The organism is Thermomonospora umbrina, from assembly GCF_003386555.1.
In the GTDB taxonomy this organism is placed as follows: Bacteria; Actinomycetota; Actinomycetes; order Streptosporangiales; family Streptosporangiaceae; genus Thermomonospora; species Thermomonospora umbrina.
In genome coordinates, this window is the sequence record NZ_QTTT01000001.1 from 760,463 (window position 1) to 784,611 (window position 24,149).

Below are 24,149 nucleotides of genomic sequence, written 5' to 3' on the forward strand. Positions count from 1 at the left end.
GATCGGCCGTGGTGCGTATGCTTCCGCGCGTGCCCGATCCCACGTCCCCCCCGAGCCCGGCACCGACGGCCGATCTGACGGACGCGCTGATCGCGATCGGTCGGGCCGCGCCCGGCGGATCGCCGGACGCCGCGCCGGCGACCCTCTACGACCGGCACGGCGTGCTGGTGATCCGCGTCGGCGAGGTGGTCGTCAAGGCCCACCAGGCCGACCGGGACAACGGCCCCCGGCTGGTGACCCGGATGGCGGCGGCGGCCGAGCTGCCGCATCTCCTGCTGCCGCCCGTCGGCCCCCCGCGCGAGGTGCTGGGGCGGGTGGTGACGGTGTGGCCGTACGGGGAGCCGGTGAGCCCGGACGATCCCCCCTGGGAGGCGGGCGGCGGGCTGCTGGCCCGGCTGCACGCCGCCGCGCCGCCCCCGGTGACCGCGACGCTGCCGCGCTGGGAGCGCCCGGTGCGCGCGGCGGGCGTGGTGGCCCGGATGCGTGCGTTGGACGGCACGGGGGCCGGCGAACGGGAGATCCTGCGGGCCTTCGCGTCCCTGCCGGCCTGGGTGCGGGGCGAGGGTGCGGCCCCGGCTCCCTCCCGTACCGCGCTGGTCCACGGGGACTGGCACCTGGGTCAGCTCGTGGGCGTGGCCGACGGAACATGGCGTCTGATCGACGTGGAGGATCTGGGGGTCGGCGACCCGGCCTGGGACCTGGCGCGCCCGGCGGCGCTGTTCTCCGCCGGGGTGCTGCCCGCCGCGGACTGGGCGCGGTTCCTGGGGGCCTACCGGGACGCCGGGGGCCCCGCCGTCCCGGCCGACGGCGATCCGTGGGACATGTTGGACGTACCGGCGCGAACTTTGGCGATCCAAATCGCCGCCACCTGCGTCATAGTTGCGCGGGCCGAGAGGCGGCCGCTGGACGGGTTCGAGAGCGCGCTCGTCGACACATGCTGGAGAATCGCGGAGAGTGGGGAGTCCTCGGGATCATGATTTGGCCCTATCGTGGTCGAGTCCCGGGCTTCCGTGAGGGAAGGATGTAAGGCCATGCAGTGCCCCAAGTGTCGTGGCACGATGCGGACGTACGACCGCAACGGTGTCCACATCGAGCAGTGTGAGATGTGCCGGGGGATCTTCCTCGACTACGGCGAGCTCGAGGCCCTGACCCGGATGCAGGCGAACTACATGCAGACGCCGCCGCCCCCCGCGGCCGCTGCGCCCGCTCCCGGCTGGGGTGCGGGACAGCAGGTGCATCACCACCACCATCCGCAGCACCCCCAGCACCACTACCGGCAGAAGAGCGTGTTCCACATGCTGTTCTCGACCTGAGCGGGCGCCCTCTGAAGCCCGGCGGCCCACCGGCCGCCGGGCTTCGGCGTCTTCGGACGTCAGCCCGCCAGCGTGCGGCCGACCAGCGCCCGGGCCTCGTCCTGCACGCGGGCCAGGTGGTCGGGCCCCCGGAACGACTCGGCGTAGATCTTGTAGACGTCCTCGGTGCCGGACGGGCGGGCGGCGAACCACGCCCGGTCCGTGCAGACCTTGACGCCGCCGATCGGGGCCCCGTTGCCGGGCGCCTCGGTGAGCACCGCCGTGATGGGGTCCCCGGCCAGCGCGTCGGCCGTGATCTGCTCCGCCGACAGCCCCTTGAGCACGGCCTTCTGCTCACGGGTGGCGGGCGCGTCCACCCGTGCGTAGGCGGGGTCGCCGTGCCGCTCGGTCAGCGCCGCGTACCGCCGGCTCGGCGACTGCCCGGTCACGGCGGTGATCTCGGCCGCCAGCAGCGCCAGGATGATCCCGTCCTTGTCGGTGGTCCACACCGACCCGTCGCGGCGCAGGAACGAGGCGCCCGCGCTCTCCTCGCCGCCGAAGCCCAGTGAGCCGTCCAGCAGGCCGGGCACGAACCACTTGAACCCGACCGGCACCTCGACGAGGGTGCGGCCGAGCGCCGCCGCCACCCGGTCGATCATGCCGCTGCTGACCAGCGTCTTGCCCACCCCGGCGGCCCCCGGCCAGTCGGGCCGGTGGGAGTAGAGGTGGTCGATGGCGACGGCCAGGAAGTGGTTGGGGTTGAGCAGCCCCCCGTCGGGGGTGACGACGCCGTGCCGGTCGGCGTCGGCGTCGTTGCCGGTGGACACGTCGAACGCGTCCCGGTTCTCGATCAGCGACGCCATCGCGTACGGGGACGAGCAGTCCATCCGGATCTTCCCGTCCCAGTCCAGCGTCATGAACCGCCAGGTCGGGTCCGTGTCCGGGTTGACCACGGTGAGGTCCAGCCGGTGCCGTTCGGCGATCTCCCCCCAGTAGGCGACGGACGCGCCGCCGAGCGGGTCGGCGCCGATCCGCACCCCCGCCGCCCGGACGGCGTCCAGGTCCAGCACGGACGGCAGGTCGTCCACGTAGGCGCCCAGGAAGTCGTACCGGCCGGTGGTGTCGGCCCGCAGCGCCCGCTCGTAGGGGATCCGGCGGACCTCCTTGAGCCCGCCGGCGATCAGCGCGTTGGCCCGGTCCTGGATCCAGGACGTGGCCTCGGTGCCCGCCGGGCCCCCGTTCGGGGGGTTGTACTTGAAGCCCCCGTCTCCGGGCGGGTTGTGCGAGGGCGTGACGACCACGCCGTCCGCGAGGCCGTTCGTGCGGCCCCTGTTGTGGGCGAGGATGGCGTGCGAGACGGCGGGCGTGGGCGTGTACCCGTCCCGCTCGTCGATCAGGACGCGTACGCCGCCGGCCGCGAAGACCTCCAGCGCGGACGCCGTGGCGGGCTCCGACAGCGCGTGCGTGTCGGCCCCCAGGAACAGCGGCCCGTCCACCCCCTGCGCCGCGCGGTACTCGCAGATCGCCTGGCTCGTGGCCAGGATGTGGTCCTCGTTGAACGACGCCGACAGCGCCGACCCCCGGTGCCCCGAGGTCCCGAACGCCACCCGCTGGCCGGGCTCCCCGGGATCGGGGTGCCGGGTGTAATAGGCGGTCACCAGCCGCGCCACGTCCACCAGATCCGACGGCCGCGCCGGCCGCCCCGCACGCTCATGCACCATGACGACTCCCTACCCTCTCCGGACCTCCAGGCTAGAGGCGGGGGTCGACGGGCTCCGATTCCAGGGCCAGCACGGCGAACACGGGCTGGTGGACCCGCCACAGCGGCTCGCCGGCGACGAGACGGCCGAGGGCCTCCAGGCCCAGGGCGTGCTCGCGCATCGCCTGGGACCGTTTGCGGCCGAGCCGCCGGTCGCGGAGCCGGTCGAGGTGGACGTCCTCGGTGTAGTCGGGGCCGTAGATGATCCGCAGGTACTCGCGTCCACGGCACTTGAGGCCCGGCTGCACCTTGCGGTCGCCCGGGAGATCGCCGAGGGGCTTGACGACCATCCCCTCGCCGCCCGAGCCGGTCAGCGTCGACCACCACGCGGCGGCCTCCTCGATCGACGCGTCCGCGCCGAGGTCGACGACGTGCGAGCCGGTGGCGGTCAGCAGCCCGGTCGGGTCGGCGGCGCGGAGCCGGTCGGCGACGGTCAGGTGCCACAGGTGGTCGCGTTCGGCGGCGTACACCACACCCTCCCCGGCCAGCACCTGGAACGGGGCCAGCCGGACGCCGTCCAGGCCCTCCACCGGCCAGCAGTAGCGGGCGTAGGCGTCCCGGAACAGCGCGGCGTTGCCGGTCCGCGCGCCGACGCGGTCGCGCAGGTCGGCCACGTCGAGGCCGCGGTCGGCGGCCCGCTCGAGGACGGCCCCGGCGGCGGGCAGCGCGGCCCGCGCGGCGGCCCCGGTGGCGGCGTACTGGGTGCGGATCAGCTCCATGGCCTTGGCCGACCAGGGCATCAGCTCGCAGTCCAGGACCAGCCAGCCGGTGCCCAGCTCGTCCCACAGACCCGCCGCGCCGATCGCGTCGCGCAGCCGTGCGAGCACCGCCTCGTTCCGGGAGCGGTCGGGGAAGAACGCGCGGCCGGTGCGGGTGAACAGCGCCCCGGCGGTCCCATCGGTGACGCCGAACCGGGAGGCGGCGACGTCGACGTCCCGGCAGACGACGGCCACCGCCCGCGAGCCCATGTGCTTCTCCTCGCACACCACCCGGTCCAGCCCCGCCTTGCGGTACTCCGCGAACGCCTCGGCGGGGTGCTCCAGGAAGCCGGGCAGGGTGGAGGTGGCGGTCGGCGCCATCGTCGGCGGCAGGTACACCAGCCAGCGCGGATCGATCGCGAAGCGGCTCATCACCTCCAGGGCGGCGAGCGCGTTCTCCTCCCGCACCGTCACCCGGCCCATCAGCCCGGTCTGCACGCCGTCGAGGTCGAACACGTCGTCGATCTTGAGGACGTCGGTCTCCCGGCGGGAGCCCGCCTCGGGCGCGGTCGTCTCCTCCTCCAGCGGCCGGACGGGCTCGTACCAGACCCGCCGGGCGGGCCGGGAGACCAGGTCGCGCTCGGGGTAGCGCAGCGCGGTCAGCTTCCCGCCGAACACGCAGCCGGTGTCGAGGCAGATGGTGTTGTTGACCCATTCGGGCTCCAAGACGGGCGTGTGCCCGTAGACCACCATGGCGGTGCCCCGGTAGTCCTTCGCCCACGGGTACCTCACCGGGAACCCGTACTCGTCGGTCTCCCCCGTGGTGTCGCCGTACAGCGCGAACGAGCGGACGCGCCCGGAGGACCGGCCGTGGTACTCCTCCTTGAGCCCCGCGTGCGCGACCACCAGCTTCCCGCCGTCGAGCACGTAGTGGCTGATGAGCCCGTCCATGAAGGTCAGCACCCGGTCGCGGAACTCGGCGGGCTCGGCCTCCAACTGCTCCAGCGACTCGGCGAGCCCGTGGGTGACCTTGACGTTGCGGCCCTTGAGCGCCCGGACCAGCTTGTTCTCGTGGTTGCCGGACACGCAGAGCGCGTGGCCCTCGGCGACCATCCCCATGACGAGCCGCAGCACGCCGGGGGTGTCCGGGCCCCGGTCGACGAGGTCGCCGACGAACAGGGCGGTCCGGCCGTCCGGGTGCCGGGCGTCCTCGGCCCGGCCGAGGGGGTCGCGGGCGATCTCGTACCCGAGGTCGGCGAGCAGCTCCTCCAGCTCGGCGCGGCAGCCGTGGACGTCGCCGATGACGTCGAACGGGCCGGTCAGCTCGCGCTTGTCGTTCCAGGACCTCTCGTAGGAGACGGTGGCCGCGTCGATCTCCTCGACGCCGTCCAGCACGTACGACCGCCGGAACTCCCGGCCCAGCCCGCGCAGCCCGCGCTTCAGCTCGCGCCGCTGCCGGGGCACCACGTGCTCGGGCAGGTCCCGGTCGGGGCGGGCGGCGTTGCGCTCGCGCGCCACCTGTTCGGGGACGTCCAGCACGATCGCCACCGACAGGACGTCCTGCTCCTTGGCGAGCCGGACGAGCTGCTGCCGGCTGCGGGGCTGCACGTTGGTGGCGTCGACCACGGTCAGCAGCCCGCGCCGCAACCGCGTGCGGACGATGTGGTGGAGCAGCTCGAACGCGTCGACGGTGGCGGACTGGTCGTTCTCGTCGTCGGACACCATGGCCCGGCACGCGTCCGACGACACCACCTGCGACGGCTTGAAGTGCCTTCGGGCGAAGTGGGACTTGCCCGAGCCGGAGACGCCGACGAGCACCACCAGGCCCATGTCGGGCACCACGATCTCGCGGTTCATCGGGTGAACACTCCCATCTGCGTCGGCGGGCCGACCTCGGGGTCGTCGTCGCCCACGGGCACGTACCGGACGCGGTAGCCGTGCGTGTCGGCGACCCGTGACGCCCAGGCGCGGAACTCCTCGCGCGTCCACTCGAAACGGTGGTCGGGGTGGCGCGTCGCCCCCGGCTCCAGGCCCTCGTAGCGGACGTTGTGCTCCACGTTGGGGGTCGTCACGACGACGACGCGGGGGCGCGCGTCGCCGAACACGACCCGTTCCACGGCCGGCAGGCGGGAGACGTCGACGTGCTCGATCACCTCCATGAGCACGGCCGCGTCGTAGCCGTGGAACCGCTCGTCGGCGTAGGTGAGCGCCCCCTGGAAGACCTCCCACCTCTTGACGTCGCGGGTGCGCGTGAGGAGCCGGTCGAGCCTGCGATGGGCCATCGCGATCGCCCGGTACGACACGTCGGCCCCGCCCACGCCGGTGAAGAAGGGGTCGTTCACCAGTCGGGTCAGCAGCGCGCCCGACCCGCAGCCGAGGTCGATCACACGGGTGGCCTCCTCGGCGTGCAGCACGTCGAGGACGGCCCGGATGCGGCGTTCGGCCAGCGGCGCGGGCGCGGCGGCGGCCTCCGGCTCCGCCGGCTCGGGCTCGGCGGACGTCGGGTCGACGACCGGCGGCTCCTCGTCGATGGGGTCGCGGTCGAGGGCGTCCTCGGGGGCGTCGTCGGCGAGCCGCCCCAGTGCCGTGGCCACCAGGCCCCGCCGGTTCGCGAGGTAGCGGCGGACGATGCGGGCCCGTTCGGGATGCGCGGCCAGCCAGCCCTCGCCCGCCCGGATCAGCTTGTCGACCTCGTCGGGCGCGAGCCAGTAGTGCTTGGCGTCGTCCAGGACGGGCAGCAGCACGTAGATCTGGTTGAGGGCGTCGGCGAGCCGGAGCGTGCCGCGCAGCGTCAGCGCGACGTAGCGGGAGTCGCCCCACTCGGGGAACGCCGGGTCCAGCGGCACCGGGACCGCCTCGACCCGCCATCCCAGCGGCGCGAACAGCGCCTCCGCCAACTCCGGGCCGCCCTTGCAGCGCAGCGACGGCAGGGTGATCTCCAGCGGGATCGCGGACTCCGCCAGCTCGGGCCGGGCGTCGCAGCGGCCCCGCAGCGCGGTGCGGAAGACCCCCGACATGGCCGAGGCGAGCAGCGACGACGCCGCGTAGGGCCGGTCGTTGACGTACTGGCCGAGGGAGAAGTCGGGAGCGTCCCGGCCCCGCGTGCGCACCAGCTTGACCGGATCCACCTCCAGCAGCAGGGCGACGGTGCAGCGCTCGGGGGACGCGTCGGGGTAGAACACGTGCGCCGTGCCGAACGCCTGGGTGAAGGGCTGCACCTTGTCGGGATGCTTGTGGAGGAGATATCCCAGGTCGGTCGCCGGGTTCGCCGTGGTGGTGATCGTCAGTAGCACCGGACAAGTGTCCCGGATCTTCGCGGCGCGCTCACAACCCGTTTTTCCGCCACGGATATTCGGGTGGCGCGGCCGGGTTCCGATCAGCAGAATCGTCCCGACATGAGTCGACATCCACGTAGATCCATCGCCGCCGACACGGTGGCCGTCCTCGACCGCGGCGCCTACACCGCCCCCTCCGGACGGACGGTGTCGATCGCCGACGCCGTGGAGCGGTCCGTCCGGGGCACCCGCCTGTACCGGCCCGACGAGCTCACCGGGCCCGCCCGGTCGGCGCCCGGGCCGACCACGATCGAGGTGACGGAGGAGACCACCCTCGCCGCCGCCCGCCGCTTGACGCTCCTCGCCGCCGACGAGGTCGCCTGCCTGAACTTCGCCTCCGCGAAGAACCCCGGCGGCGGATTCCTCAAGGGCGCCCACGCTCAGGAGGAGGGGTTGGCGAGGTCTTCGGGCCTGTACGCGTCACTGCGGGCGGCCCCGGAGTTCTACGAGTTCCACCGTGCGCAGGGCGACCTGCTCTACAGCGACCACCTGATCTACTCGCCCGGCGTCCCGGTCTTCCGCGACGACTCCGGAGGTCTGCTCCCCGAGCCGTACGAGGTCGCGTTCCTGACCTCGGCCGCGCCCAACCGGGGCGCGATCCGCGACCCGGCGCAGATCGAGCGGATCGGCGAGGTGCTGCGGGGCCGGGCGGCCAAGGTGCTGGCCGCCGCCCACGACCAAGGGCATCGACGGTTGGTGCTCGGGGCGTGGGGCTGCGGGGTGTTCCGCAACGATCCGGCGGAGGTCGCCGCGACGTTCGCGGGGCTGCTGCTGGACGGCGGCGTGTTCGCGGGCCGCTTCGACCACGTGGTGTTCGCGGTCTGGGACACCGCCCCCGGCGCGCCCCGCCACGCGGCCTTCGCCCGGACGTTCCCGGACGCGGTCTCCGCGTAGCGGGGTCGTCCGCTCAGACCTCGGCGAGCAGCTCGGAGGCCAGCAGTTCGAGGTGGTCCAGGTCGTCGAGGTCCAGGATCTGGAGGTACACGCGCTCGGTCCCGAAGTCGGCGAGCCGGCCGAGCTTGTCGCGGATCTCGGCGGGCGTGCCCGCCAGCCCGTTGACGCGCAGCTCGGAGACCTCCCTGCCGATCGTCTCGGCGCGCCGCGCGACCTCCGCGTCGGTCCGGCCGCAGCAGACCACCTGCGCGGCCGAGTAGATCATCGGCTCGGTGCGGCCCGCCTCCTCGCAGGCGGCCCGCACCCGCTCGTAGGCGGCCCTCGTCTCGTCCTCCGGGCGGAGCGGGACGTTGAACTCCCGGGCGAACCGCGCCGCCAGCCGGGGCGTGCGCTTCGGGCCGACCCCGCCGATGAGCACCGGCGGGCCGCCGGGCCGCACGGGCTTGGGCAGCGCCGGCGAGTCGATCAGCCGGTGGTGGTCGCCCTCGAACGTGAAGGTCTCCCCCACCGGGGTCCGCCACAGCCCGGTGATGATCTCGAGCTGCTCCTCCAGCCGCTCGAAGCGCTCCCCCAGACCGGGGAACGGGATGCCGTAGGCGGTGTGCTCGGCCTCGAACCAGCCGGTGCCGATGCCGAACTCGACCCGTCCGCCGCTCATCTCGTCGACCTGGGCCACCGCGATGGCCAGCGGACCCGGATACCGGAACGTGGCGGCGGTCATGAGCGTGCCGAGCCGGATCCGGCGGGTCTCGCGGGCCAGCCCGGCCAGCGTGATCCAGGCGTCGGTCGGCCCCGGCAGCCCGGTCACCCCGCCCATCTTCAGATAGTGGTCGGAACGGTAGAAGGCGTCGAAGCCCAGGTCCTCGGTCGCCCGGGCGACGCGCAGCAGCGTGTCGTAGGTGGCCCCCTGCTGGGGCTCGGTGAAGATTCGCAGACGCATGCGTCCCATCCTCATACGCGCCTAGATCCTTCCACGCAGGGGGCCCCGCCGGTGGGCGTCAGCCGTCGGACCCGCACTCGCGCCGGCGCGACCGGCCCGTCCGGTACAGCACCAGGCCCGTTCCGGCCAGGCCGAGCCCGGCGGCGGCCAGCAGCGCGGCGTTGGAGCCGGTGTTCGGCAGCGCCCGCGGGTCGCGGGGCAGGTGCCGGCCGCGGCCGTCGTCACCGGGCTTGGGCGCGCGGCCCCCGCCGTGGTGGTCGTCGTCGCGCCACTGCGGCGCGGTGCGCGGCGCGGCGTGCCGGATCTCGGTACGGGTCCCGGCCTTGTTGTTGGACTTGGTGACCTCCGGCGTGGTGGTGACCGCCGCGCTCCGCACCCGGACGAGGTCGCCCGCCTTGGCGGCCTTCCCCGGCCGGACCTTCACCTTGAAGGTCTTCTTCGCGCCCGACGGCAGGGTGCCCGCGTCGCACGCCCAGGTGCCGCCCTTGCGCCGGCAGTCGGTGCCGTCCTTGAGCATGTGCAGCGGGGCCTTCGAGCGGATCGCCTCGGTCACCCGCACGTTCTTGGCGGGCGACGGGCCGTCGTTGCCGACCGTCACCTCGTAGGCGGCGGCCTCCCTCGGCTGAACGGTCTTCGGCCCCTCGACCTTCACCCAGACGTCGGCGGTCTTGGCCACGCGCACCTTGGGAAGCGGCCGGGTGATCTGGGCCTTGCCGTAGGTGACGGTGACGGTGCCGTCGATCTTGCGACCCACCGCCTGCTTCCCGGAGATCTTCGCGGTGATCCCTCCCTTGCGGACCTGCCCCGGCTTGAGGCGGCCCAGGTCGCAGACCACGGTCCGCCGGCGCAGCGAGCAGTCGCGGCCCCGTGGAACGTACGTCAGACCCCGGTGCAGCGGCACGGCGAGGTGGGCGGACGAGGCGAGCTGCGGCCCGCCGTTCTTGACGGCGTAGGGCCAGGTGTAGGTGCCCCCGGCCAGCAGCGGGGCCTTCGGCGCCCGCATCCGGACCCGCAGGCTCGCCTGCGTCGCCGGGTCGCGCGGCGGTCCCAGCACCGGCCCGTCGGCACGTGCGGCCTGCGGATGGGCGGACAACGGGATCGCCGCGGCGATCGCCGCCGCGGCGAGGACGGCAAGGCCGCGCGCGCCGATCCGGCTCGCGTTCTCGATCATTACGGTCTCCCCTGACCAGTGGATACGGCAGTCCTTGTTGTAGCCGCCCGAACGACGCCGCGTCCGCGCACCGCTACCCGGCGTGAGGTCAAGGTTCGATCAATCTTGTCGTGTCCAAAGGGTTACCGTGCGCGACCCCGAGGGCCAGAACCACCTGTTGACCGGGGCTCCGAGGGCCTTTGCCCTGTCATGGTGGAGGGTGTTCCGAGAGCCTCAAGGGGAGCGGCGATGAGCGTGTTCGGCATCGATTACGCGTGGGGACGACCGGGTGTCGCCGCGTTGAAGCGGGCCGGGGCGAAGTTCGTCTGTCGCTACGTCTCGCACGACACCACCGGCAAGAACCTCACCCGCAAGGAGGCCGACGAGCTGTCGGCCGCCGGGCTGTGGCTGGTGGTCGTCTGGGAGACGACCGCCCGCCGCGCGCTGTCGGGCCGGTCCGGCGGGGCCGCCGACGCCGAGGACGCCGACCGCATGGCGCGGGCGTGCGGGATGCCCCCCGAACGGCCGATCTATTTCGCGGTGGACTTCGACGCGTCCAGCGCCCAGCAGGACCGGATCAACGCCTATCTGGACGGCGCCGCAGGGGTCATCGGCCGCGAGCGGGTCGGCCTCTACGGCGGCTACGGGCCGGTCAAGCGGTGCCTGGACGCCGGCAAGGCCACCTGGGCCTGGCAGACCTACGCGTGGTCGAAGGGCCGGTGGGACCGGCGGGCCCACATCCAGCAGTACTCCAACAGCCATGAGCTGAACGGCGTGAGCGTCGACTACAACCGCGCGGTCAAGGGCGACTACGGGCAGTGGCGCGTCGGCGAGACCCCTTCGGAGGATGACATGCCCGATTACGTGTCCGTGGGGGCCGCGGCGGGCCAGGCGCTGCCCGGCGGCGCGTGGACCACCCTCGCCTGGGACATCGAGTACTCCGACACCACCGGGCAGCACGCCGACGGCGGCGGCCCGGCGCTGTTGAGCGGTCCGGCCAGGTACGCGCTGACCGTCTCGGTCACGCTGCGCGACCTCCCGGCCGGCGCCCGGGTGCAGGCGCGGGCGATCGAGGTGAGCGCCGACGACGCGGCGAGGTTCGCCGCGGGCCCGGTGCAGCAGTACATCGGCGCGGGGACCGACGTCACCTCGCTGCTGTACGGGCTGCCCGCCGACACCATCGACGGCAAACGGCGGCTGCACTTCCAAATTCACCATGACGCCACCGGGCAGGCCACGGTCACCGCCGCCACCGCCAAGTTGCTGTACTGGCGTGACTGAGGGATTGCCCGCCGCAGCACGGCCCATGGTCGTCCGCCGGCTTTACTCGGCTCATGAGCACTCGGAACCGTGCGCGGTTGGCCTACAAGCTCCGATACGCGGCGCGACGCCCCCGGTCGATCGTCCCCTACACCCGGAGGCTGGCCCGGGACACCTGGCTGCGGCTGCGGACCCGCGACCATGTGGGCTACTACCGCGCCGTGATGCGCTCGGACACCGCCCGGAGCGCCGACGGGGCGGTGGGGACGCCGACGCACGACCGGTGGCTGGCCCTCGGGCGGATGCAGTTCGACTACCTCGCCGACCACGGTCTGCGGCCCGAGGACCGGATGCTGGAGATCGGCTGCGGCAATCTGCGCGCGGGGCGGCTCTTCATCGAGCATCTGGACACGGGTCACTACCACGGGGTGGACATCTCCCCCGACATCCTGTTCGCCGCGCAGGAGACGCTGGTCCGGTACGGGCTGCAGGACAAACTGCCGCATCTGACGCCGGTCCGGGACCTGCGGCTGGACTTCCTGCCCGACGGGCTCTTCACGGTGATCCACGCGCACAGCGTGTTCTCGCACAGCCCCCTCGAGGTGATCGACGAGTGCCTGGCCCACGTCGGCCGGCTGCTGGCTCCGGACGGCTTCTTCGACTTCACCTACAACGAGACCGAAGGGGCCGAGCACCACGTCCTGCGCGAGGACTTCTACTACCGGGCCGCGACGCTCATCGCCCGAGCGGAGGCGCACGGCCTGGTGGCCCGGCCGATGGACGACTGGCGCAAGACCGGCCACAAGCAGTCCAAGCTGCGCGTCGCCCGCCCCGGGCAGGGGACGGTGTCGCCCTGACTCACCACGAGTCGTCGGTCAGCTCCCCGGCCAGCCGGGCGGCGTGATGCAGCAGACGGGCCTGGATCTCCAGTTGGTCGATGATCCGCCGCTGCTGCTCGCGGATGTCGTGCAGCACCAGGGCGACCCCGACCGCGAACGGGGCGACCACACCCGCCAGCCCGGCCCCGGCCACCACCACGACGGCGCCGGCGTCGCCCAGTGCCGCCACGGCGAGGCCGCCCGCGCCGGCGGCGACCGCCGCGACGGCCAGCAGGCGGCAGCACCGCGGAAACCGTGCGGCTGAGGGCATGCTGGCACTTCCTTCGGGAGGCGATGGCACTGACGGCCATCGATACTGAGAGTCTTCCCTCGTGTCAAGTACTGTAACAACCAGTCACTTCCGGCAATGTTCTGACCAGCGAATTATTACTTCGAGGTAAGAGTCGACTAACCCCCGCCGTCCTCCCCGCACCGGGGCGGACCGTCGACCGACGGTCATCGACGGCGTCGCGGGGAGGCGCTCCCGGTCTCGCCGTACAGCGCGCGCAGGAACGCCAAGGCGACCCGCCGCCGCTCCCCCGAGTCGGCGCGCAGGTCGGCGAAGTAGTCGTCCAGCTCCGCGAGCTCACGGACGACGGTGTCGATGTCGGGCCCTTCCGCGCCCGGGACCTGCACGGGTTCGCGTCCCTCCCCGATGCGTACCAGATCGCCGGGCTGCCAGCCGAGGGCGGACTCCACCGCTCCCCGGGTCCGCGCCTGTGGCCACCGCCCTCCCGACTCCAGGTTGTACACCGTCTTCACGGTGACCCCGGCCCGCTCGGCGAGCTGCTCCTGCGTCAGCCCGAGGGAGCCGCGCCGCGCGACCACGTACTTGGCGACCCGCTCGCGATCCACCTGCCCAGCCATGCGCTCAGCATGCCGGAAAAAGTCAGGAACATCTAGTAAAGCAACCCGGAAGATTTTCTTCCCCGACCCAGCGTCCGGCGCTCACGATCCCCGCATCGGGCCAGAGGTGCTCCATTCGGCCGACGTCAACAAAATTTCTGATTATTTCTGGTTCAGATGGCAATACTTACCGGTAGATGACGATCAACCCTCCGCCCGACCACCCGGAACACCCCGGTTGCGGGACCGACGGCGAGGGAGAGAGGGGGTCGGTATGAGCGGGCAGACCGCTGCCGTCGAGCTGGCCATATCCGAGTTGCGTCGGGGCCTGGAAGTGGGGATGGCGAACGTCGAGGGGCAGATCGCCCTGCTGCACCAATTGCAGGACCATCACGAGCGCCGGGTGGACGAGCACGCCCGGCTGCTCGACGAACTCGGCGAGAGGATCACCGCCGCCGAGCGCGACCAGGTGACGCGGGGCCAGTTGGAGACCCGGTTCCGCCACACCGTCGCGCTGCTCGGCCTGATCGTCACCGCCGCCTCCGTGGTGGCGACCACCGTCCTGGCCGTCCTCACCTGAACGTGGCGGCGGGACGGCGGGACGGCCGGAACGGGGGCGCGGAGCGACGATCAGCCGGGGATCAGGGTCGCCAGGAGCTCGACATGATGGGTCATGGGGAAGGCGTCGAACGCTCGCAGTGACTGGAGCGTCCAGCCGCACTCGCCGAAGTAGGCGAGGTCCCGGGCCAGCGTCGCGGCGTCGCACGACACGTACGCGATCTTCCGTCCGGCCAGCTCGGCCACGCGCTCGACCACCTGGCGGCCCGCCCCGGTGCGCGGCGGGTCCAGCAGCACCACGTCGGCCCGCACGCCGCCCTCACGTTCGCGGGCGGCGCCGCGCCCGGAGCCGCCCCGGCCGGGACGCCCGGCGCCGGCGGGCCGGCGCTCGCGGCCGAACTCCAGCTCGGCGATGACGTCCTCGACGCGGCCCTGCTCGATCGACACGTTCCGCAGGTCCTTCAGGTTGAACCGGGCGTCCCGGACCGCCTGGGTGTCGGACTCGACCGCCACCACCAGTCCGTCCCGGCCGACCCGATCGGCCAGCGCGCCGGCGAAGAGCCCCACGCCGCAGTACAGGTCCAGGGCGAGCTCGCCGGGCTTGGGCTCCAGCGCGGCCAGCGCCGCGTCCACGAGGGCCTGAGCCGCCCCCGGATGGACCTGCCAGAACCCGCCGCCGCTGACCTGCCAGAGCCGGCCGGCGGCCTCCTCGCGGACGTAGGGCATCGTGGAGCCGGGCACGCCGCGTCCGCGCAGCAGCCGCACCGGGACGTCGAGCCGGGGCACCTTCACCGACCGGCGCCCGCCGCCCCGCGACCGGGTGGCCCGCTCGCGCAGCGCGACCAGCCGGTCGCCGGTGGCGGCCGAGACGATGCCCTCCACCGTGGCCGCCCCGGGCCAGCGCTTGCGCTCGATGCCCATCATCTCCACGCCGGGGTGGGCGATCAGGCATTCGTCGATCGGCTCCACCTGGTGGGAGCGGTGCCGGCGCAGCCCGACCACGCCGTCGTCGCGGACCGCGAACTGCACCCGGGTCCGCCAGCCGAGGCCGGGGCCGCGCGCGGCCATGACGTCCTCGTCGTGGTGGGGGTCGGGGACCTCCTCGACCACCACGGTGCGGTCGATGCCGGCGAGCCTGCGGAGCTGCTCCTCCACGACGGCGGCCTTCAGCCGCCGCTGGGCGGCCAGGGACGCGTGCTGCCAGTCACAGCCGCCGCAGCGGCCGGGGCCGGCGAACGGGCACGGCGGCACCACGCGGTCGGGCGACGCCTCGAGGATCTCCACGGCGTCGGCGCGCAGGAAGTTGCGGGTGACCTCGGTGACCCGGGCGCGGACCCGTTCCCCGGGCAGGGTGTGGCGGACGAACACCACCCGCCCCTCATGGCGGGCGACGCACCACCCTCCGTTGGCCACCGCCCCGATTTCGAGTTCGAGAACGTCCGGAATCGAAGGGTCAAGGCCGAGATCAGTCACGTTCCGAAACGATACCGTCGTCGGGACGCGCTCGATCCTCCTGCGGGCCCCCCTGATAGGGGCGGCGCACCGAACCGGGCGCCGCGGGCTCGGGCCGACCCCTGAGTCGGTCGGAGGAGGCCAGTTGCCAGGGCACGCTGGTGACCATCACCCCGGGCACGAACAGCAGCCGGCCCTTCATGCGCAACGCGCTCTGGTTGTGGAGCAGGTTCTCCCACCAGTGGCCGACCACGTACTCCGGCACGAACACCGTCACCACGTCGCGAGGGCTGCGTCGCCGCACGTTCTTGACGTAGTCGAGGACCGGGCGGGTGACCTCGCGGTACGGGGAGTCCAGGATCTTCAGCGGCACCGGCAGGTTGAGGGAGTCCCACTCGTCCCGCAGCCGGGCGACATCGTCGGCGTCGACCGCGACGGTGACCGCCTCCAGCGACGAGGGCCGGGTCGCGCGCGCGTACGCCACCGCCCGCAGCGTGGGCTTGTGCAGCTTGGACACCAGCACGATCGCGTGGTTGCGGGCGGGCAGCACGACGTCCTCGCCGGTGGGCTCCAGCTCCCTGGCCACCATGTCGTAGTGCCGCCGGATGCCCTTCATCAGCACGAACAGCACCGGCATGGCGATGCAGACGATCCAGGCCCCGTTGGCGAACTTGGTGATCAGCACGACGACCAGCACGAAGCCGGTGACGGTGCCGCCGATCGCGTTGATGATCCGGCTGCGGTGCATGTGGGCGCGCACCCGCGGGTCGGTCTCGGTGCGCAGGTGCCGGTTCCAGTGCCGCACCATGCCGATCTGGCTGAGGGTGAACGACACGAACACGCCCACGATGTACAACTGGATGAGCTTGGTGACCTCGGCCTGGAACGCGTACACCAGCAGCCCCGCCATGGCCGCCAGGATCAAGATGCCGTTGCTGAAGGCCAGCCGGTCGCCGCGGGTGTGGAGCTGGCGCGGCAGGAACCCGTCCCGGGCCAGGATCGAGCCCAGCACGGGGAAGCCGTTGTAGGCGGTGTTGGCCGCCAGGAAGAGGATCAGCGCGGTCACGGCGGCGATGTACAGGAACGCGATCGAGCCCTCCCCGAACACCGCCGAGGCGACCTGGGTGAGGATCGGCTCCTGGACGTACTCGTCGCCGACCGGGGTGCCGTCGCGCAGCAGGTCGTGCGCGGGGACCTCGGCCACCCGCACGTCCGAGGCCAGCGCCAGCGCGATCACGCCGCAGAACATCGAGACCGCGACCAGCCCCATCATCAGCAGCGTGGTGGCGGCGTTGCGGCTCTTGGGCTTGCGGAAGGCGGGCACGCCGTTGCTGATCGCCTCGACCCCGGTGAGCGCCGCGCAACCGGACGAGAACGCCCGCAGCAGCAGGAACAGCACCGCGAAGCCCGCCAGGTCGGCCTGCTCGGGCCGGATCTCCAGGTCGGCGGTGGGGGCGCGCAGATCGTCGCCCGTCCCCAGCCGGACCATCCCGAAGACGATCATGGCCAGGACGCCGACCACGAAGCCGTAGGTCGGGATGGCGAAAAGGGTGCCGGACTCGCGGACGCCGCGCAGGTTCATCACGGTGAGCAGCGCGATGATGCCGACCGCCGTGACGACCTTGTTCTCCCCGATCCAGGGGACGGCGGAGCCGATGTTCTCCACGCCGGCGGACACCGACACCGCCACCGTGAGCACGTAGTCGACCAGCAGGGCGCTGGCCACGGTGAGGCCCGCGCCCTGCCCCAGGTTGGTCATGGCGACCTCGTAGTCGCCGCCGCCGCTGGGGTAGGCGTGCACGTTCTGCCGGTACGAGGCCACGACGACGGCCATCAGCAGCACGATGGCCAGCGCGATCCAGGGGCCGTAGCTGTAGAACGACACGCCCGCCACGGCGAGCATCATCAGGAGCTCTTGCGGAGCGTAGGCGACCGACGACAGTGGGTCGCTGGCGAAGACCGGCAGTGCGATCCGCTTGGGCAGCAGTTGCTCGTGCAACTGACCGCTGCGGAGCGCCCGCCCTACGAGGAACCGTTTCGCGACGTCCGGAACCTTCGACACGAGGAGGAGCCTAACCCCTGCCGCCGACGAATCCGTCGGGCGGGACCGGTGGGTCGAGCGGCGCGGGCGATTCGGATGATTCGGGTGGCGCCGCCTTCCCGGAACGTCCGCGGGGTATGACACCGTGCGACTGATGTGTAGGTTTCAACCCGTCAGGGATCTTCGACGGAGCATGGTCCCTGGACTGCCGGGGAAGGGACGGCCGTGCATATCGTGATCATGGGATGCGGGCGGGTGGGCTCGACGCTCGCCCACATCCTGGAGGACAAGGGTCACTCGGTGGCCATCATCGACCAGAGTCCCGAGGCGTTCCGGCGGCTGCGCGGCGGCTTCCGGGGCCGCCGGGTGACGGGTTTCGGGTTCGACCGCGACGTCCTGGAGGAGGCGGGCATCGAGCAGGCCTCCGCCTTCGTGGCCGTCAGCAGCGGCGACAACTCCAACATCATCTCCGCCCGGGTGGCGCGCGAGACGTTCGGCGTGGACAACGTGGTGGCGCGCATCTACGACCCCCGGCGCGCCGAGGTCTACCAGCGGCTCGGCATCCCGACGGTGGCGACCGTGCGGTGGACCGCCGACCAGATGCTGCGCCGGCTGCTGCCGGACGGGGCGCTGCCGCTGTGGCGCGACCCGACCGGCGAGGTCATGCTGGCCGAGCTGAACGTGGCCGACTCCTGGGTCGGCACCAAGGTCATCGCCTTCGAGGAGGCGGTGCGCACCCGGGTGGCGTTCCTGTCGAGGATGGGGGAGGCGATCGTGCCGGACTCCGACACGGTGATCCAGGACGGGGACGTGGTCCACGTCATGGCCCGCTCGGACGACAAGGAGCGGCTCAACGCCGCGGTGGCGCAGCCTGCGGACGGGAGCCGATGATGCGGGTCGCGATCGCCGGCGCGGGGGCCGTGGGCCGCTCGATCGCCCAGGAGCTCCTGGAGAACGGCCACGAGGTGCTGCTCATCGACAAGGACCCCAAGGCCATCAAGGTCGAGGTGGTGCCGCGCGCCGAGTGGCTGCTGGCCGACGCCTGTGAGATCGCCTCGCTGGACGACGCGGCGCTGGGGCGCTGTCATGTGGTGGTGGCCTCCTCCGGGGACGACAAGGTCAACCTGGTGGTCTCGCTGCTGGCCAAGACCGAGTACGGGGTGCCGCGCGTGGTGGCCCGGATCAACCACCCCAAGAACGAGTGGCTGTTCAACGAGTCCTGGGGCGTGGACGTCGCGGTGTCCACCCCGCGCCTGCTGTCGGCCCTGGTCGAGGAGGCCGTCAGCGTCGGCGACCTGGTCCGGCTGATGACGTTCCGGCAGGGCGAGGCCAACCTGGTGGAGCTGACCCTGCCGGAGGACGCACCGCTGGGCGGCGAGCGGGTGGGCTCGGTCGCCTGGCCGCGCGACACCGCGCTGGTGGCGATCCTGCGGGAGGGCCGGGTGCTGGTCCCCACACCCGACGACACCCTGGAGGCCGGCGACGAGCTGATGTTCGTGGCCAGCCAGGACGTGGAGGACGAGCTGGCCGAGCTGCTGTCGGCGCACTGAGGCGTCGAGCCGAGGACGGGTCAGGCGGGGGGCGTGCCCTGGAGCGGGGTACGGCCCCTGGCCAGCACCCAGACCATGGCGGCCAGCGCGGCGACCTGCAGCGGCCAGCCGAGGGCGATCTTGGTGGCGCCCAGCCAGCCGACCTGACCGGCCAGGTACAGCGGGTACTGCACGATGACCCGCACCGCGCAGGGCACGATCAGGATCAGGGTCAGGCGGGAGCACAGCCGCACGATGCCGGGGTCGGAGCGCCAGGCCGTGGGATCGCCGGTGACCGACCCGATGATGAAGCCCACGACCGGCCAGCGCACCAGCACCGAGAGGGTCATGCCGCCCGCGTAGACGGCGTTGTAGAGGATCCCGGGGAGGAACGCGTCCTCGGCCTTGCCCGAGCGCAGCGCGAAGAACGCGGCGATGCCGATGCCCATCAGGCTGTTGAGCACGAACTGGGGCGTGGAGCGCTGCACCACCCGGATCACCAGCAGCACCACGGCCGCCACGACCCCGACGGCCAGCGCGGCCTTGAGCCGGTCGGAGAGCACGTAGGTGAGGGTGAACCCGATCGTCGGGACCGCCGCCTCGACCATGCCGCGCACGCCGCCCAGCGCCTTGGTCAACTGGGCCCGGACGGCGGCCTCGACCGTGTCCTGGGTGACGGGCGCGTCGCCGGCGTTCTTCGCCCCGGGGGCGGCGGTCTCGCTCACGGTGGTCCTCCGGTCGGCCGCGGCGGGCCCGGTGGCCCGTGCCTCCGGCTCGTTCACGCGCCGCCCCGCAGCTCATAGCGCGGGTTGAACATGGTCTTGCGGCCGTCCTGCACGCTGACCAGGCCCTCGGCCCGGAGCCGACGGCCCGGGTCGATGCCGGCGATCTTCCGGCGCCCCAGCCAGACCAGGCTGATGACGTCGGTGCCGTCGTAGAGCTCGGCCTCCAGCGCGGGGGCGCCGCCTCGTGGTCGCAGCGTCACGGTTCGTAGCGTACCCGCGACACACGCCCGGGTGCGCTCGGCGCACCCGGCGATCGGTGTGGCGCCCTCCTGGCCGGTGCTCTTCTGCAGCTCCTCGGCCTCGAGCTCGTCCCGTCCCGCGGCCAGACGGCGCAGGAACCGCTTCAGACCCCGCTCGCGGGACGGCTGGGTCCCGCCGTCCGGTCCGGCGGCCGACTCGACCGGCACCTCGTCCATGATTGACAGGCTAAGGCACCCGATGCCCGAGACGAACCGCTCGGCGCGAGGAGATCGTCGGCCGGGTCCGGCCGTACCCCCCGCGAGGCCGCTCACAGGTACCGCAGCCACAGGTAGGGGACGCACAGCGCGACGGTGATCAGGGTGACGACGACGCCGTACTTGGTGAAGTGCCAGAAGCTGATCGGATGGCCGTTGCGGGCGGCGATGCCGAGCACCACGACGTTGGCGCTGGCCCCGATCGCCGTGGCGTTGCCGCCCAGGTCGGCCCCGAGGGCCAGCGACCACCACAGCACCTGGCCGTCGGGGCCCGCGTTCTCCACGAGTTCGGCGACGATCGGGCTCATGGTCGCCACGTAGGGGATGTTGTCGACGATCGCGGACAGGCCCGCCGACGCCCACAGCAGCAGCATCGACGCGAAGGCCAGTCTTCCCTCGGTGGCCTCCACGGCGGACTCGGCGACGTTCCCGATCACGCCGGTCTCCACCAGCCCGCCGACCATGACGAACAGGCCCATGAAGAACACCAGGGTGGGCCACTCGACCTCTTCGAGGGCCTGCTCGGTGGTGACCTTGGTGGCGGCCACCAGCAGGCCGGCGCCCAGCAGCGCCACGACCGAGGGCTCGTAGTGCAGGACCGGATGCAGCACGAACGCCACGACCACCACGCCCAGCACCGCCAGCCCCTGCACGAGCAGCCGCCGGTCGGTGATGGCCTCGCGCTCCTCCAGCTCCATCACCTCGGCCGCCAGCTCCGGGTCGTACCGGAACGCGGAGCGGAACAGCCACCGGCACAGCAGACAGAACACCGCCATCAACAGCACCACCAGGGGCGCGAGATGGACGAGGAAGTCGTTGAACGCCAGGTTCCCCCGGCTGGCGATGATGATGTTGGGCGGGTCGCCGACCAGGGTGGCGGTGCCGCCGATGTTGGACGCCATCACCTCGGCGATCAGGTACGGCACCGGGTTGAGGGCCAGCCGCTCGCAGACCAGGAACGTGACCGGCGCGATCAGCAGCACGGTGGTGACGTTGTCCAGCAGCGCCGAGGCCACCGCGGTGATCAGCACCAGCATGACCATCAGCCGATAGGGCCGGCCCCGGGCGCGTTTGGCCGCCCAGATCGCCACGTACTCGAACACCCCGGTCTGCCGCAGCGACGAGACGATCACCATCATGCCGAGCAGGAGGAAGACGACGTTCCAGTCGACGCCGCTCTCCTCGGAGAAGAACGCCTTCTCCGCGTCGGTGATGTGCAGGAGCAGCATCAGGGCGGCCCCGCCGAGCGCCACGGCGGTGCGGTGGATCCGCTCGGAGGCGATCAGAACGTACGCGGTGGCGAAGATGACGATCGCGGCGGCGGCGCTCACCGGGGACCTCTCGGTCGGGGACTCGGGACATGTGTGTCGCACTGCCGACCAGGCTTCCCGGCGCACCTCCGCACACCCTAGCGGGACCGGGCGCGGGCGTACCGCGGCGGGAGGAGTAGCGTCGAGACGTGCTCGCTCGCGATCTCGCCCGGCCCTTTCCCGTCCTCGGTCTGGACGGCGACGCCATGGACGCCGCCCGGTTGATGGTGGAGCGCGGGCTGCCCGGTCTGATCGTCGTGGACGACGATCAGCATCCGGTGGCGGTGCTGCCCGGCTCGCAGATCCTGCGCTTCGTCGTTCCCCGTTACGTGCAGGACGACCCGACGCTCGCGCACGTGTACGCCGAACGGCAGGCCGACCGGTTGTGCGAGCGGCTGCGCGGGCACACCGTCCGCGACCTGCTGCCCGACGACCCGTCACGGCCGCCGGTGGTGGAGGGCGACGCGACCGTCATGGAGATCGCCGCGTTGATGGCGGGGGCGCGCAGCCCCCTGGTCGCCGTGGTGGAGTCCAAGGGCGGACCGAGGCCGCCGATGATCGGCGCGATCTCGGTGGCCGACCTGCTGCGGCGACTGCTGCCGAAGGGGGATGAGCATGGAACCGGTTCCTGAGGACTGGGAGCGCGCGCTGGCGATCGTGCCGCACCCCGACGACCTGGAGTACGGCGCGTCCACGGCGATCGCCAAGTGGACGTCCGCCGGGAAGACCGTGGTGGAGGTGCTCGGCACCCGGGGCGAGGCGGGGATCGACGGGATGGACCCCGAGGAGGTCGCCCGCGTCCGCACCGCCGAGCAGGTCGAGGCCGCCCGGCTCGTCGGGGTCGACACGGTGGAGTTCCTCGACCACCCCGACGGGATGATCGAGTACGGGCTGCCGTTGCGCCGCGACATCGCCCGGGCGATCCGCCGGCACCGTCCCGAGGTGGTCGTGTCGCTGAACTTCCGGGAGACCTGGCCGGGCGGGGAGGGCTTCAACACGGCCGACCACCGGGTGTTCGGCCTGGCCGTGGCGGACGCTGTGCGGGACGCCGCCAACCGGTGGGTGTTCCGCGACCCGGCGGAGGAGCCGTGGAGCGGCGTGCGGTTCGCGCTGTTCGCGGGTTCCCCGGCGGCCGGGCACTACGTGGACGTCGCCGGGCACCTGCCCGCGGGCATCGCGTCGCTGCGGGCGCACCGGGTGTACTTCGACCATCTCGGCGAGGAGTTCGACCCGGAGGCGTTCCTCACCGGCGTCGCCGAGCAGGGCGGCCGGGAGGCGGGTGTCGCGCAGGCGGTGACGTTCGAGCTGATCGCCCTGTGAGGGCGGGGATCGCTGTCCCCGCCGCGGCCTCCGGCGGCCACGACGGGGACGGCGACGGAGGTCTCAGCGAACCTCGGTGATCTCGGGACCGCGCTCGAACGGGTCGAGGGTCTCGGCCTCGGCCTCGCCCTCCTCGGTCTGGGCGGCCTCGGAGAACTCCTCCGGCAGGTTCAACGGGAGCAGCTCGCGCGGCGGCATCGGCTGCTCGCCGCGGACCACCACGATGTTGCGGAAGACGTCCTCGAGGATCTGCCACTGCTCCTCGTCCTCGATCGCGGCGCCCTGCACCACGCCCTTGAGGAACCAGCGGGGTCCGTCGATGCCGATGAACCGGATGGGCTGCCAGGCGTACCCCTGCTCGATGACCTCGGCCGGGATCTGCTCGCGCACCTCCGGCGGCATCTCGTTGAGCATCTCCTCGGTCAGCTCGGCGGGGACCATGGCCAGCAGCTCGGTGCCGAACGGCCCCTCGCGCTCCTCGGTCTGACCCTGGGCCTGCTCGGCCACCTCGGTGGCGGTCTCCTTGCGGATCTCGTCCCAGATGCCGCTGCGCTTGGGCGCGGCGAACGCCTGGATCTGGAGCACGCTCTCGGCGTGCTGGACGAGCACCGCGACCGGCCGGCCGTTGAGCGGGTTGCCCGCCTCGTCGACCTCGGTGGCCTCGAAGTTCACCTGGAAGCCGAGGCCCTCGGCGACCGGGACCTGGATCGAGCCGAAGTCCAGGCGCTGCAGCTCCGGGTAGGCGTCGCCCGAGTCATAGGGTCCGTCCCCCTCAACGGCCGCTCCGGCGGCGGGGGCGTCGTCCGTCTCGACGGCGTCCGCCTCCTCGCCGGCCGGTTCGAGGGTGCTGTCAGGTTCCTCGCCCTGGCGACGACGTCGAATAGGCACGACTCACGCTCCTTCTCCATGTGCTCGATCTGACCGCTGCGCAACGCGCTCAGCCTAGTTGTGCCCCGCCCCCGGCGAGGCCGCCGACAGCCCCCCGGTGGAGCCGAGGCCGTCGGTGCCGCGCGTGGACCCGGGGAGTGCGGAGACCTCGTGGAACACCGCCCGCTCCACCCGCTGGACGACCAACTGCGCGACCCGGTCGCCGCGCCGCAGGCGGACGGGCCGATGCGGGTCGGTGTTCAGCAGGGTCACCTTGATCTCGCCGCGATATCCGGCGTCGATCGTGCCGGGCGCGTTGACGATCGTGACCCCAAACTTAGCGCCCAAACCGGACCTGGGGTGAACAAAGGCGGCATATCCGTCGGGGAGGGCGATGGCCACGCCGGTGGGGACCACGGCGCGCTGTCCCGGCTCCAGGTCCACGTCGACGGCGGTGACCAGGTCGGCCCCCGCGTCGCCGGGATGGGCGTACGACGGGAGCGGCAGCCCCTCGTCGAGCCGCTGGATCAGCACGTCGACGTCGTTCGTCAAGGATTCACCCCACCGTCGCAGGTCACGGCACCGGCCGGGACGCCAGGTCCGCGGCGCGGGAAGACGACTGTACCGAGCGTTCCGGCCGCCGGGACGGCCGGCGCGCCACCGCCCGCCGAACGGGCGGCGGCCGGGGCGGGTCGGTTCACGGTCGGTAACCCTATCCGGATCCGGCCGCGGCACGGCGACCCGGGAACTCGGCGATCCCGCCGAGCGTCCCTGCCTTCG

24 protein-coding genes are annotated in these 24,149 nt (G+C 72.5%); 10 read left to right on the forward strand and 14 right to left on the reverse strand.

Features of this window, described 5'->3' with window-relative positions:
• Positions 1 to 29: 29 nt before the first annotated feature.
• Both DFJ69_RS03355 and DFJ69_RS03360 read left to right on the forward strand, forming a co-directional pair.
• Positions 30 to 977 (forward strand): phosphotransferase family protein, encoded by a 948-nt coding sequence (locus tag DFJ69_RS03355; protein ID WP_245973971.1) that lies wholly within the window; start codon positions 30 to 32, stop codon positions 975 to 977.
• 54 nt (positions 978 to 1,031) lie between these two features.
• Positions 1,032 to 1,313 (forward strand): TFIIB-type zinc ribbon-containing protein, encoded by a 282-nt coding sequence (locus DFJ69_RS03360; RefSeq protein ID WP_116021122.1) that lies wholly within the window; start codon positions 1,032 to 1,034, stop codon positions 1,311 to 1,313.
• Positions 1,314 to 1,372: 59 nt separating this feature from the next.
• On the opposite strand, the gene pgm is transcribed toward DFJ69_RS03360, so the two are convergent.
• The 3 genes from pgm to DFJ69_RS03375 are packed head-to-tail and all read right to left on the reverse strand — an operon-like array spanning position 1,373 to position 7,042.
• Positions 1,373 to 3,013: a phosphoglucomutase (alpha-D-glucose-1,6-bisphosphate-dependent) gene (gene pgm / locus DFJ69_RS03365; RefSeq protein ID WP_116021123.1), complete on the reverse strand. Its 1,641-nt coding sequence runs from the start codon at positions 3,011 to 3,013 to the stop codon at positions 1,373 to 1,375.
• A 31-nt stretch (positions 3,014 to 3,044) separates the two neighbouring features.
• Positions 3,045 to 5,606 (reverse strand): polynucleotide kinase-phosphatase, encoded by a 2,562-nt coding sequence (locus DFJ69_RS03370; protein ID WP_116021124.1) that lies wholly within the window; start codon positions 5,604 to 5,606, stop codon positions 3,045 to 3,047.
• Positions 5,603 to 7,042, reverse strand: coding sequence for a 3' terminal RNA ribose 2'-O-methyltransferase Hen1 (locus DFJ69_RS03375; RefSeq protein ID WP_116021125.1), 1,440 nt, complete (start codon positions 7,040 to 7,042; stop codon positions 5,603 to 5,605). Before DFJ69_RS03375 ends, DFJ69_RS03370 begins: the two co-directional genes overlap by 4 nt.
• A 102-nt stretch (positions 7,043 to 7,144) precedes the next feature.
• Here DFJ69_RS03375 and DFJ69_RS03380 point away from each other — a divergent pair, with 102 nt between their 5' ends.
• Positions 7,145 to 7,978, forward strand: coding sequence for a TIGR02452 family protein (locus tag DFJ69_RS03380; protein ID WP_116021126.1), 834 nt, complete (start codon positions 7,145 to 7,147; stop codon positions 7,976 to 7,978).
• 13 nt (positions 7,979 to 7,991) lie between these two features.
• Here DFJ69_RS03380 and DFJ69_RS03385 read toward each other — a convergent pair whose 3' ends face one another.
• Positions 7,992 to 8,918 carry an LLM class F420-dependent oxidoreductase gene (locus tag DFJ69_RS03385; protein ID WP_116026363.1) on the reverse strand — a complete coding sequence of 309 codons (927 nt, stop codon included), beginning with the start codon at positions 8,916 to 8,918 and terminating at the stop codon, positions 7,992 to 7,994.
• A gap of 58 nt (positions 8,919 to 8,976) precedes the next feature.
• Positions 8,977 to 10,089 (reverse strand): LPXTG cell wall anchor domain-containing protein, encoded by a 1,113-nt coding sequence (locus DFJ69_RS03390; RefSeq protein ID WP_116021127.1) that lies wholly within the window; start codon positions 10,087 to 10,089, stop codon positions 8,977 to 8,979.
• 228 nt (positions 10,090 to 10,317) lie between these two features.
• On the opposite strand from DFJ69_RS03390, the gene DFJ69_RS03395 reads away from it, so the two are divergent.
• Both DFJ69_RS03395 and DFJ69_RS03400 read left to right on the forward strand, forming a co-directional pair.
• Positions 10,318 to 11,349: a DUF1906 domain-containing protein gene (locus tag DFJ69_RS03395; protein ID WP_116021128.1), complete on the forward strand. Its 1,032-nt coding sequence runs from the start codon at positions 10,318 to 10,320 to the stop codon at positions 11,347 to 11,349.
• A gap of 53 nt (positions 11,350 to 11,402) precedes the next feature.
• Positions 11,403 to 12,185 (forward strand): class I SAM-dependent methyltransferase, encoded by a 783-nt coding sequence (locus DFJ69_RS03400; RefSeq protein WP_116021129.1) that lies wholly within the window; start codon positions 11,403 to 11,405, stop codon positions 12,183 to 12,185.
• A gap of 1 nt (position 12,186) precedes the next feature.
• On the opposite strand, the gene DFJ69_RS03405 is transcribed toward DFJ69_RS03400, so the two are convergent.
• The gene (locus DFJ69_RS03405; protein WP_116021130.1) at positions 12,187 to 12,477 is read right to left on the reverse strand and encodes a hypothetical protein; all 291 of its coding nucleotides are present in this window, start codon (positions 12,475 to 12,477) and stop codon (positions 12,187 to 12,189) included.
• A 185-nt stretch (positions 12,478 to 12,662) separates the two neighbouring features.
• Positions 12,663 to 13,073 carry a helix-turn-helix domain-containing protein gene (locus tag DFJ69_RS03410; RefSeq protein ID WP_116021131.1) on the reverse strand — a complete coding sequence of 137 codons (411 nt, stop codon included), beginning with the start codon at positions 13,071 to 13,073 and terminating at the stop codon, positions 12,663 to 12,665.
• A 253-nt stretch (positions 13,074 to 13,326) separates the two neighbouring features.
• On the opposite strand from DFJ69_RS03410, the gene DFJ69_RS03415 reads away from it, so the two are divergent.
• Entirely contained in the window at positions 13,327 to 13,632 is a 306-nt protein-coding gene (locus DFJ69_RS03415; protein WP_116021132.1) for a hypothetical protein, read from the forward strand.
• A gap of 50 nt (positions 13,633 to 13,682) precedes the next feature.
• Here the strand turns inward: DFJ69_RS03415 and DFJ69_RS03420 are convergent, their stop codons facing one another.
• A complete protein-coding gene (locus DFJ69_RS03420; RefSeq protein ID WP_116021133.1) occupies positions 13,683 to 15,083 on the reverse strand; it encodes a class I SAM-dependent RNA methyltransferase in 1,401 nt (466 codons plus the stop codon).
• Positions 15,076 to 17,124 (reverse strand): APC family permease, encoded by a 2,049-nt coding sequence (locus tag DFJ69_RS03425; protein ID WP_116021134.1) that lies wholly within the window; start codon positions 17,122 to 17,124, stop codon positions 15,076 to 15,078. Before DFJ69_RS03425 ends, DFJ69_RS03420 begins: the two co-directional genes overlap by 8 nt.
• A gap of 204 nt (positions 17,125 to 17,328) precedes the next feature.
• Between DFJ69_RS03425 and DFJ69_RS03430 the strand changes: the two genes are divergently transcribed.
• Together DFJ69_RS03430 and DFJ69_RS03435 are read left to right on the forward strand one after the other, a co-directional pair.
• The gene (locus DFJ69_RS03430; protein WP_116021135.1) at positions 17,329 to 17,994 is read left to right on the forward strand and encodes a potassium channel family protein; all 666 of its coding nucleotides are present in this window, start codon (positions 17,329 to 17,331) and stop codon (positions 17,992 to 17,994) included.
• Positions 17,994 to 18,653: a potassium channel family protein gene (locus DFJ69_RS03435; protein ID WP_116021136.1), complete on the forward strand. Its 660-nt coding sequence runs from the start codon at positions 17,994 to 17,996 to the stop codon at positions 18,651 to 18,653. The genes DFJ69_RS03430 and DFJ69_RS03435 overlap by 1 nt, the downstream gene beginning before the upstream one ends.
• 20 nt (positions 18,654 to 18,673) lie before the next feature.
• On the opposite strand, the gene DFJ69_RS03440 is transcribed toward DFJ69_RS03435, so the two are convergent.
• The 3 genes from DFJ69_RS03440 to DFJ69_RS03450 all read right to left on the reverse strand — a co-directional run bounded on the left by DFJ69_RS03440 (position 18,674) and on the right by DFJ69_RS03450 (position 21,203).
• A complete protein-coding gene (locus DFJ69_RS03440) occupies positions 18,674 to 19,357 on the reverse strand; it encodes a DUF3159 domain-containing protein (RefSeq protein ID WP_116026364.1) in 684 nt (227 codons plus the stop codon).
• Between the two features lie 53 nt (positions 19,358 to 19,410).
• Entirely contained in the window at positions 19,411 to 19,833 is a 423-nt protein-coding gene (locus DFJ69_RS03445; RefSeq protein ID WP_116021137.1) for an OB-fold nucleic acid binding domain-containing protein, read from the reverse strand.
• 92 nt (positions 19,834 to 19,925) lie between these two features.
• Entirely contained in the window at positions 19,926 to 21,203 is a 1,278-nt protein-coding gene (locus DFJ69_RS03450) for an ArsB/NhaD family transporter (protein ID WP_116021138.1), read from the reverse strand.
• 128 nt (positions 21,204 to 21,331) lie between these two features.
• Here DFJ69_RS03450 and DFJ69_RS03455 point away from each other — a divergent pair, with 128 nt between their 5' ends.
• Together DFJ69_RS03455 and DFJ69_RS03460 are read left to right on the forward strand one after the other, a co-directional pair.
• Entirely contained in the window at positions 21,332 to 21,814 is a 483-nt protein-coding gene (locus tag DFJ69_RS03455) for a CBS domain-containing protein (RefSeq protein WP_116021139.1), read from the forward strand.
• Positions 21,798 to 22,502: a PIG-L deacetylase family protein gene (locus tag DFJ69_RS03460; protein ID WP_116021140.1), complete on the forward strand. Its 705-nt coding sequence runs from the start codon at positions 21,798 to 21,800 to the stop codon at positions 22,500 to 22,502. Before DFJ69_RS03455 ends, DFJ69_RS03460 begins: the two co-directional genes overlap by 17 nt.
• Positions 22,503 to 22,565: 63 nt before the next feature.
• Here the strand turns inward: DFJ69_RS03460 and DFJ69_RS03465 are convergent, their stop codons facing one another.
• Positions 22,566 to 23,390: a DUF3710 domain-containing protein gene (locus DFJ69_RS03465; protein ID WP_116021141.1), complete on the reverse strand. Its 825-nt coding sequence runs from the start codon at positions 23,388 to 23,390 to the stop codon at positions 22,566 to 22,568.
• Positions 23,391 to 23,444: 54 nt separating this feature from the next.
• On the reverse strand, positions 23,445 to 23,921 hold the full coding sequence (dut, locus tag DFJ69_RS03470; RefSeq protein ID WP_116021142.1) for a dUTP diphosphatase: 477 nt from the start codon (positions 23,919 to 23,921) through the stop codon (positions 23,445 to 23,447).
• Positions 23,922 to 24,149: the final 228 nt, after the last annotated feature.

Bases quoted from the DNA above. Each gene is read 5' to 3' on its own strand.
- DFJ69_RS03360 (WP_116021122.1), top strand. From the start codon at position 1,032: ATGCAGTGCCCCAAGTGTCGTGGCACGATGCGGACGTACGACCGCAAC.
- pgm (WP_116021123.1), bottom strand. From the start codon at position 3,013: ATGGTGCATGAGCGTGCGGGGCGGCCGGCGCGGCCGTCGGATCTGGTG.
- DFJ69_RS03370 (WP_116021124.1), bottom strand. From the start codon at position 5,606: ATGAACCGCGAGATCGTGGTGCCCGACATGGGCCTGGTGGTGCTCGTC.
- DFJ69_RS03380 (WP_116021126.1), top strand. From the start codon at position 7,145: ATGAGTCGACATCCACGTAGATCCATCGCCGCCGACACGGTGGCCGTC.
- DFJ69_RS03385 (WP_116026363.1), bottom strand. From the start codon at position 8,918: ATGCGTCTGCGAATCTTCACCGAGCCCCAGCAGGGGGCCACCTACGAC.
- DFJ69_RS03390 (WP_116021127.1), bottom strand. From the start codon at position 10,089: ATGATCGAGAACGCGAGCCGGATCGGCGCGCGCGGCCTTGCCGTCCTC.
- DFJ69_RS03395 (WP_116021128.1), top strand. From the start codon at position 10,318: ATGAGCGTGTTCGGCATCGATTACGCGTGGGGACGACCGGGTGTCGCC.
- DFJ69_RS03400 (WP_116021129.1), top strand. From the start codon at position 11,403: ATGAGCACTCGGAACCGTGCGCGGTTGGCCTACAAGCTCCGATACGCG.
- DFJ69_RS03405 (WP_116021130.1), bottom strand. From the start codon at position 12,477: ATGCCCTCAGCCGCACGGTTTCCGCGGTGCTGCCGCCTGCTGGCCGTC.
- DFJ69_RS03410 (WP_116021131.1), bottom strand. From the start codon at position 13,073: ATGGCTGGGCAGGTGGATCGCGAGCGGGTCGCCAAGTACGTGGTCGCG.
- DFJ69_RS03415 (WP_116021132.1), top strand. From the start codon at position 13,327: ATGAGCGGGCAGACCGCTGCCGTCGAGCTGGCCATATCCGAGTTGCGT.
- DFJ69_RS03435 (WP_116021136.1), top strand. From the start codon at position 17,994: ATGCGGGTCGCGATCGCCGGCGCGGGGGCCGTGGGCCGCTCGATCGCC.
- DFJ69_RS03445 (WP_116021137.1), bottom strand. From the start codon at position 19,833: ATGGACGAGGTGCCGGTCGAGTCGGCCGCCGGACCGGACGGCGGGACC.
- DFJ69_RS03460 (WP_116021140.1), top strand. From the start codon at position 21,798: ATGGAACCGGTTCCTGAGGACTGGGAGCGCGCGCTGGCGATCGTGCCG.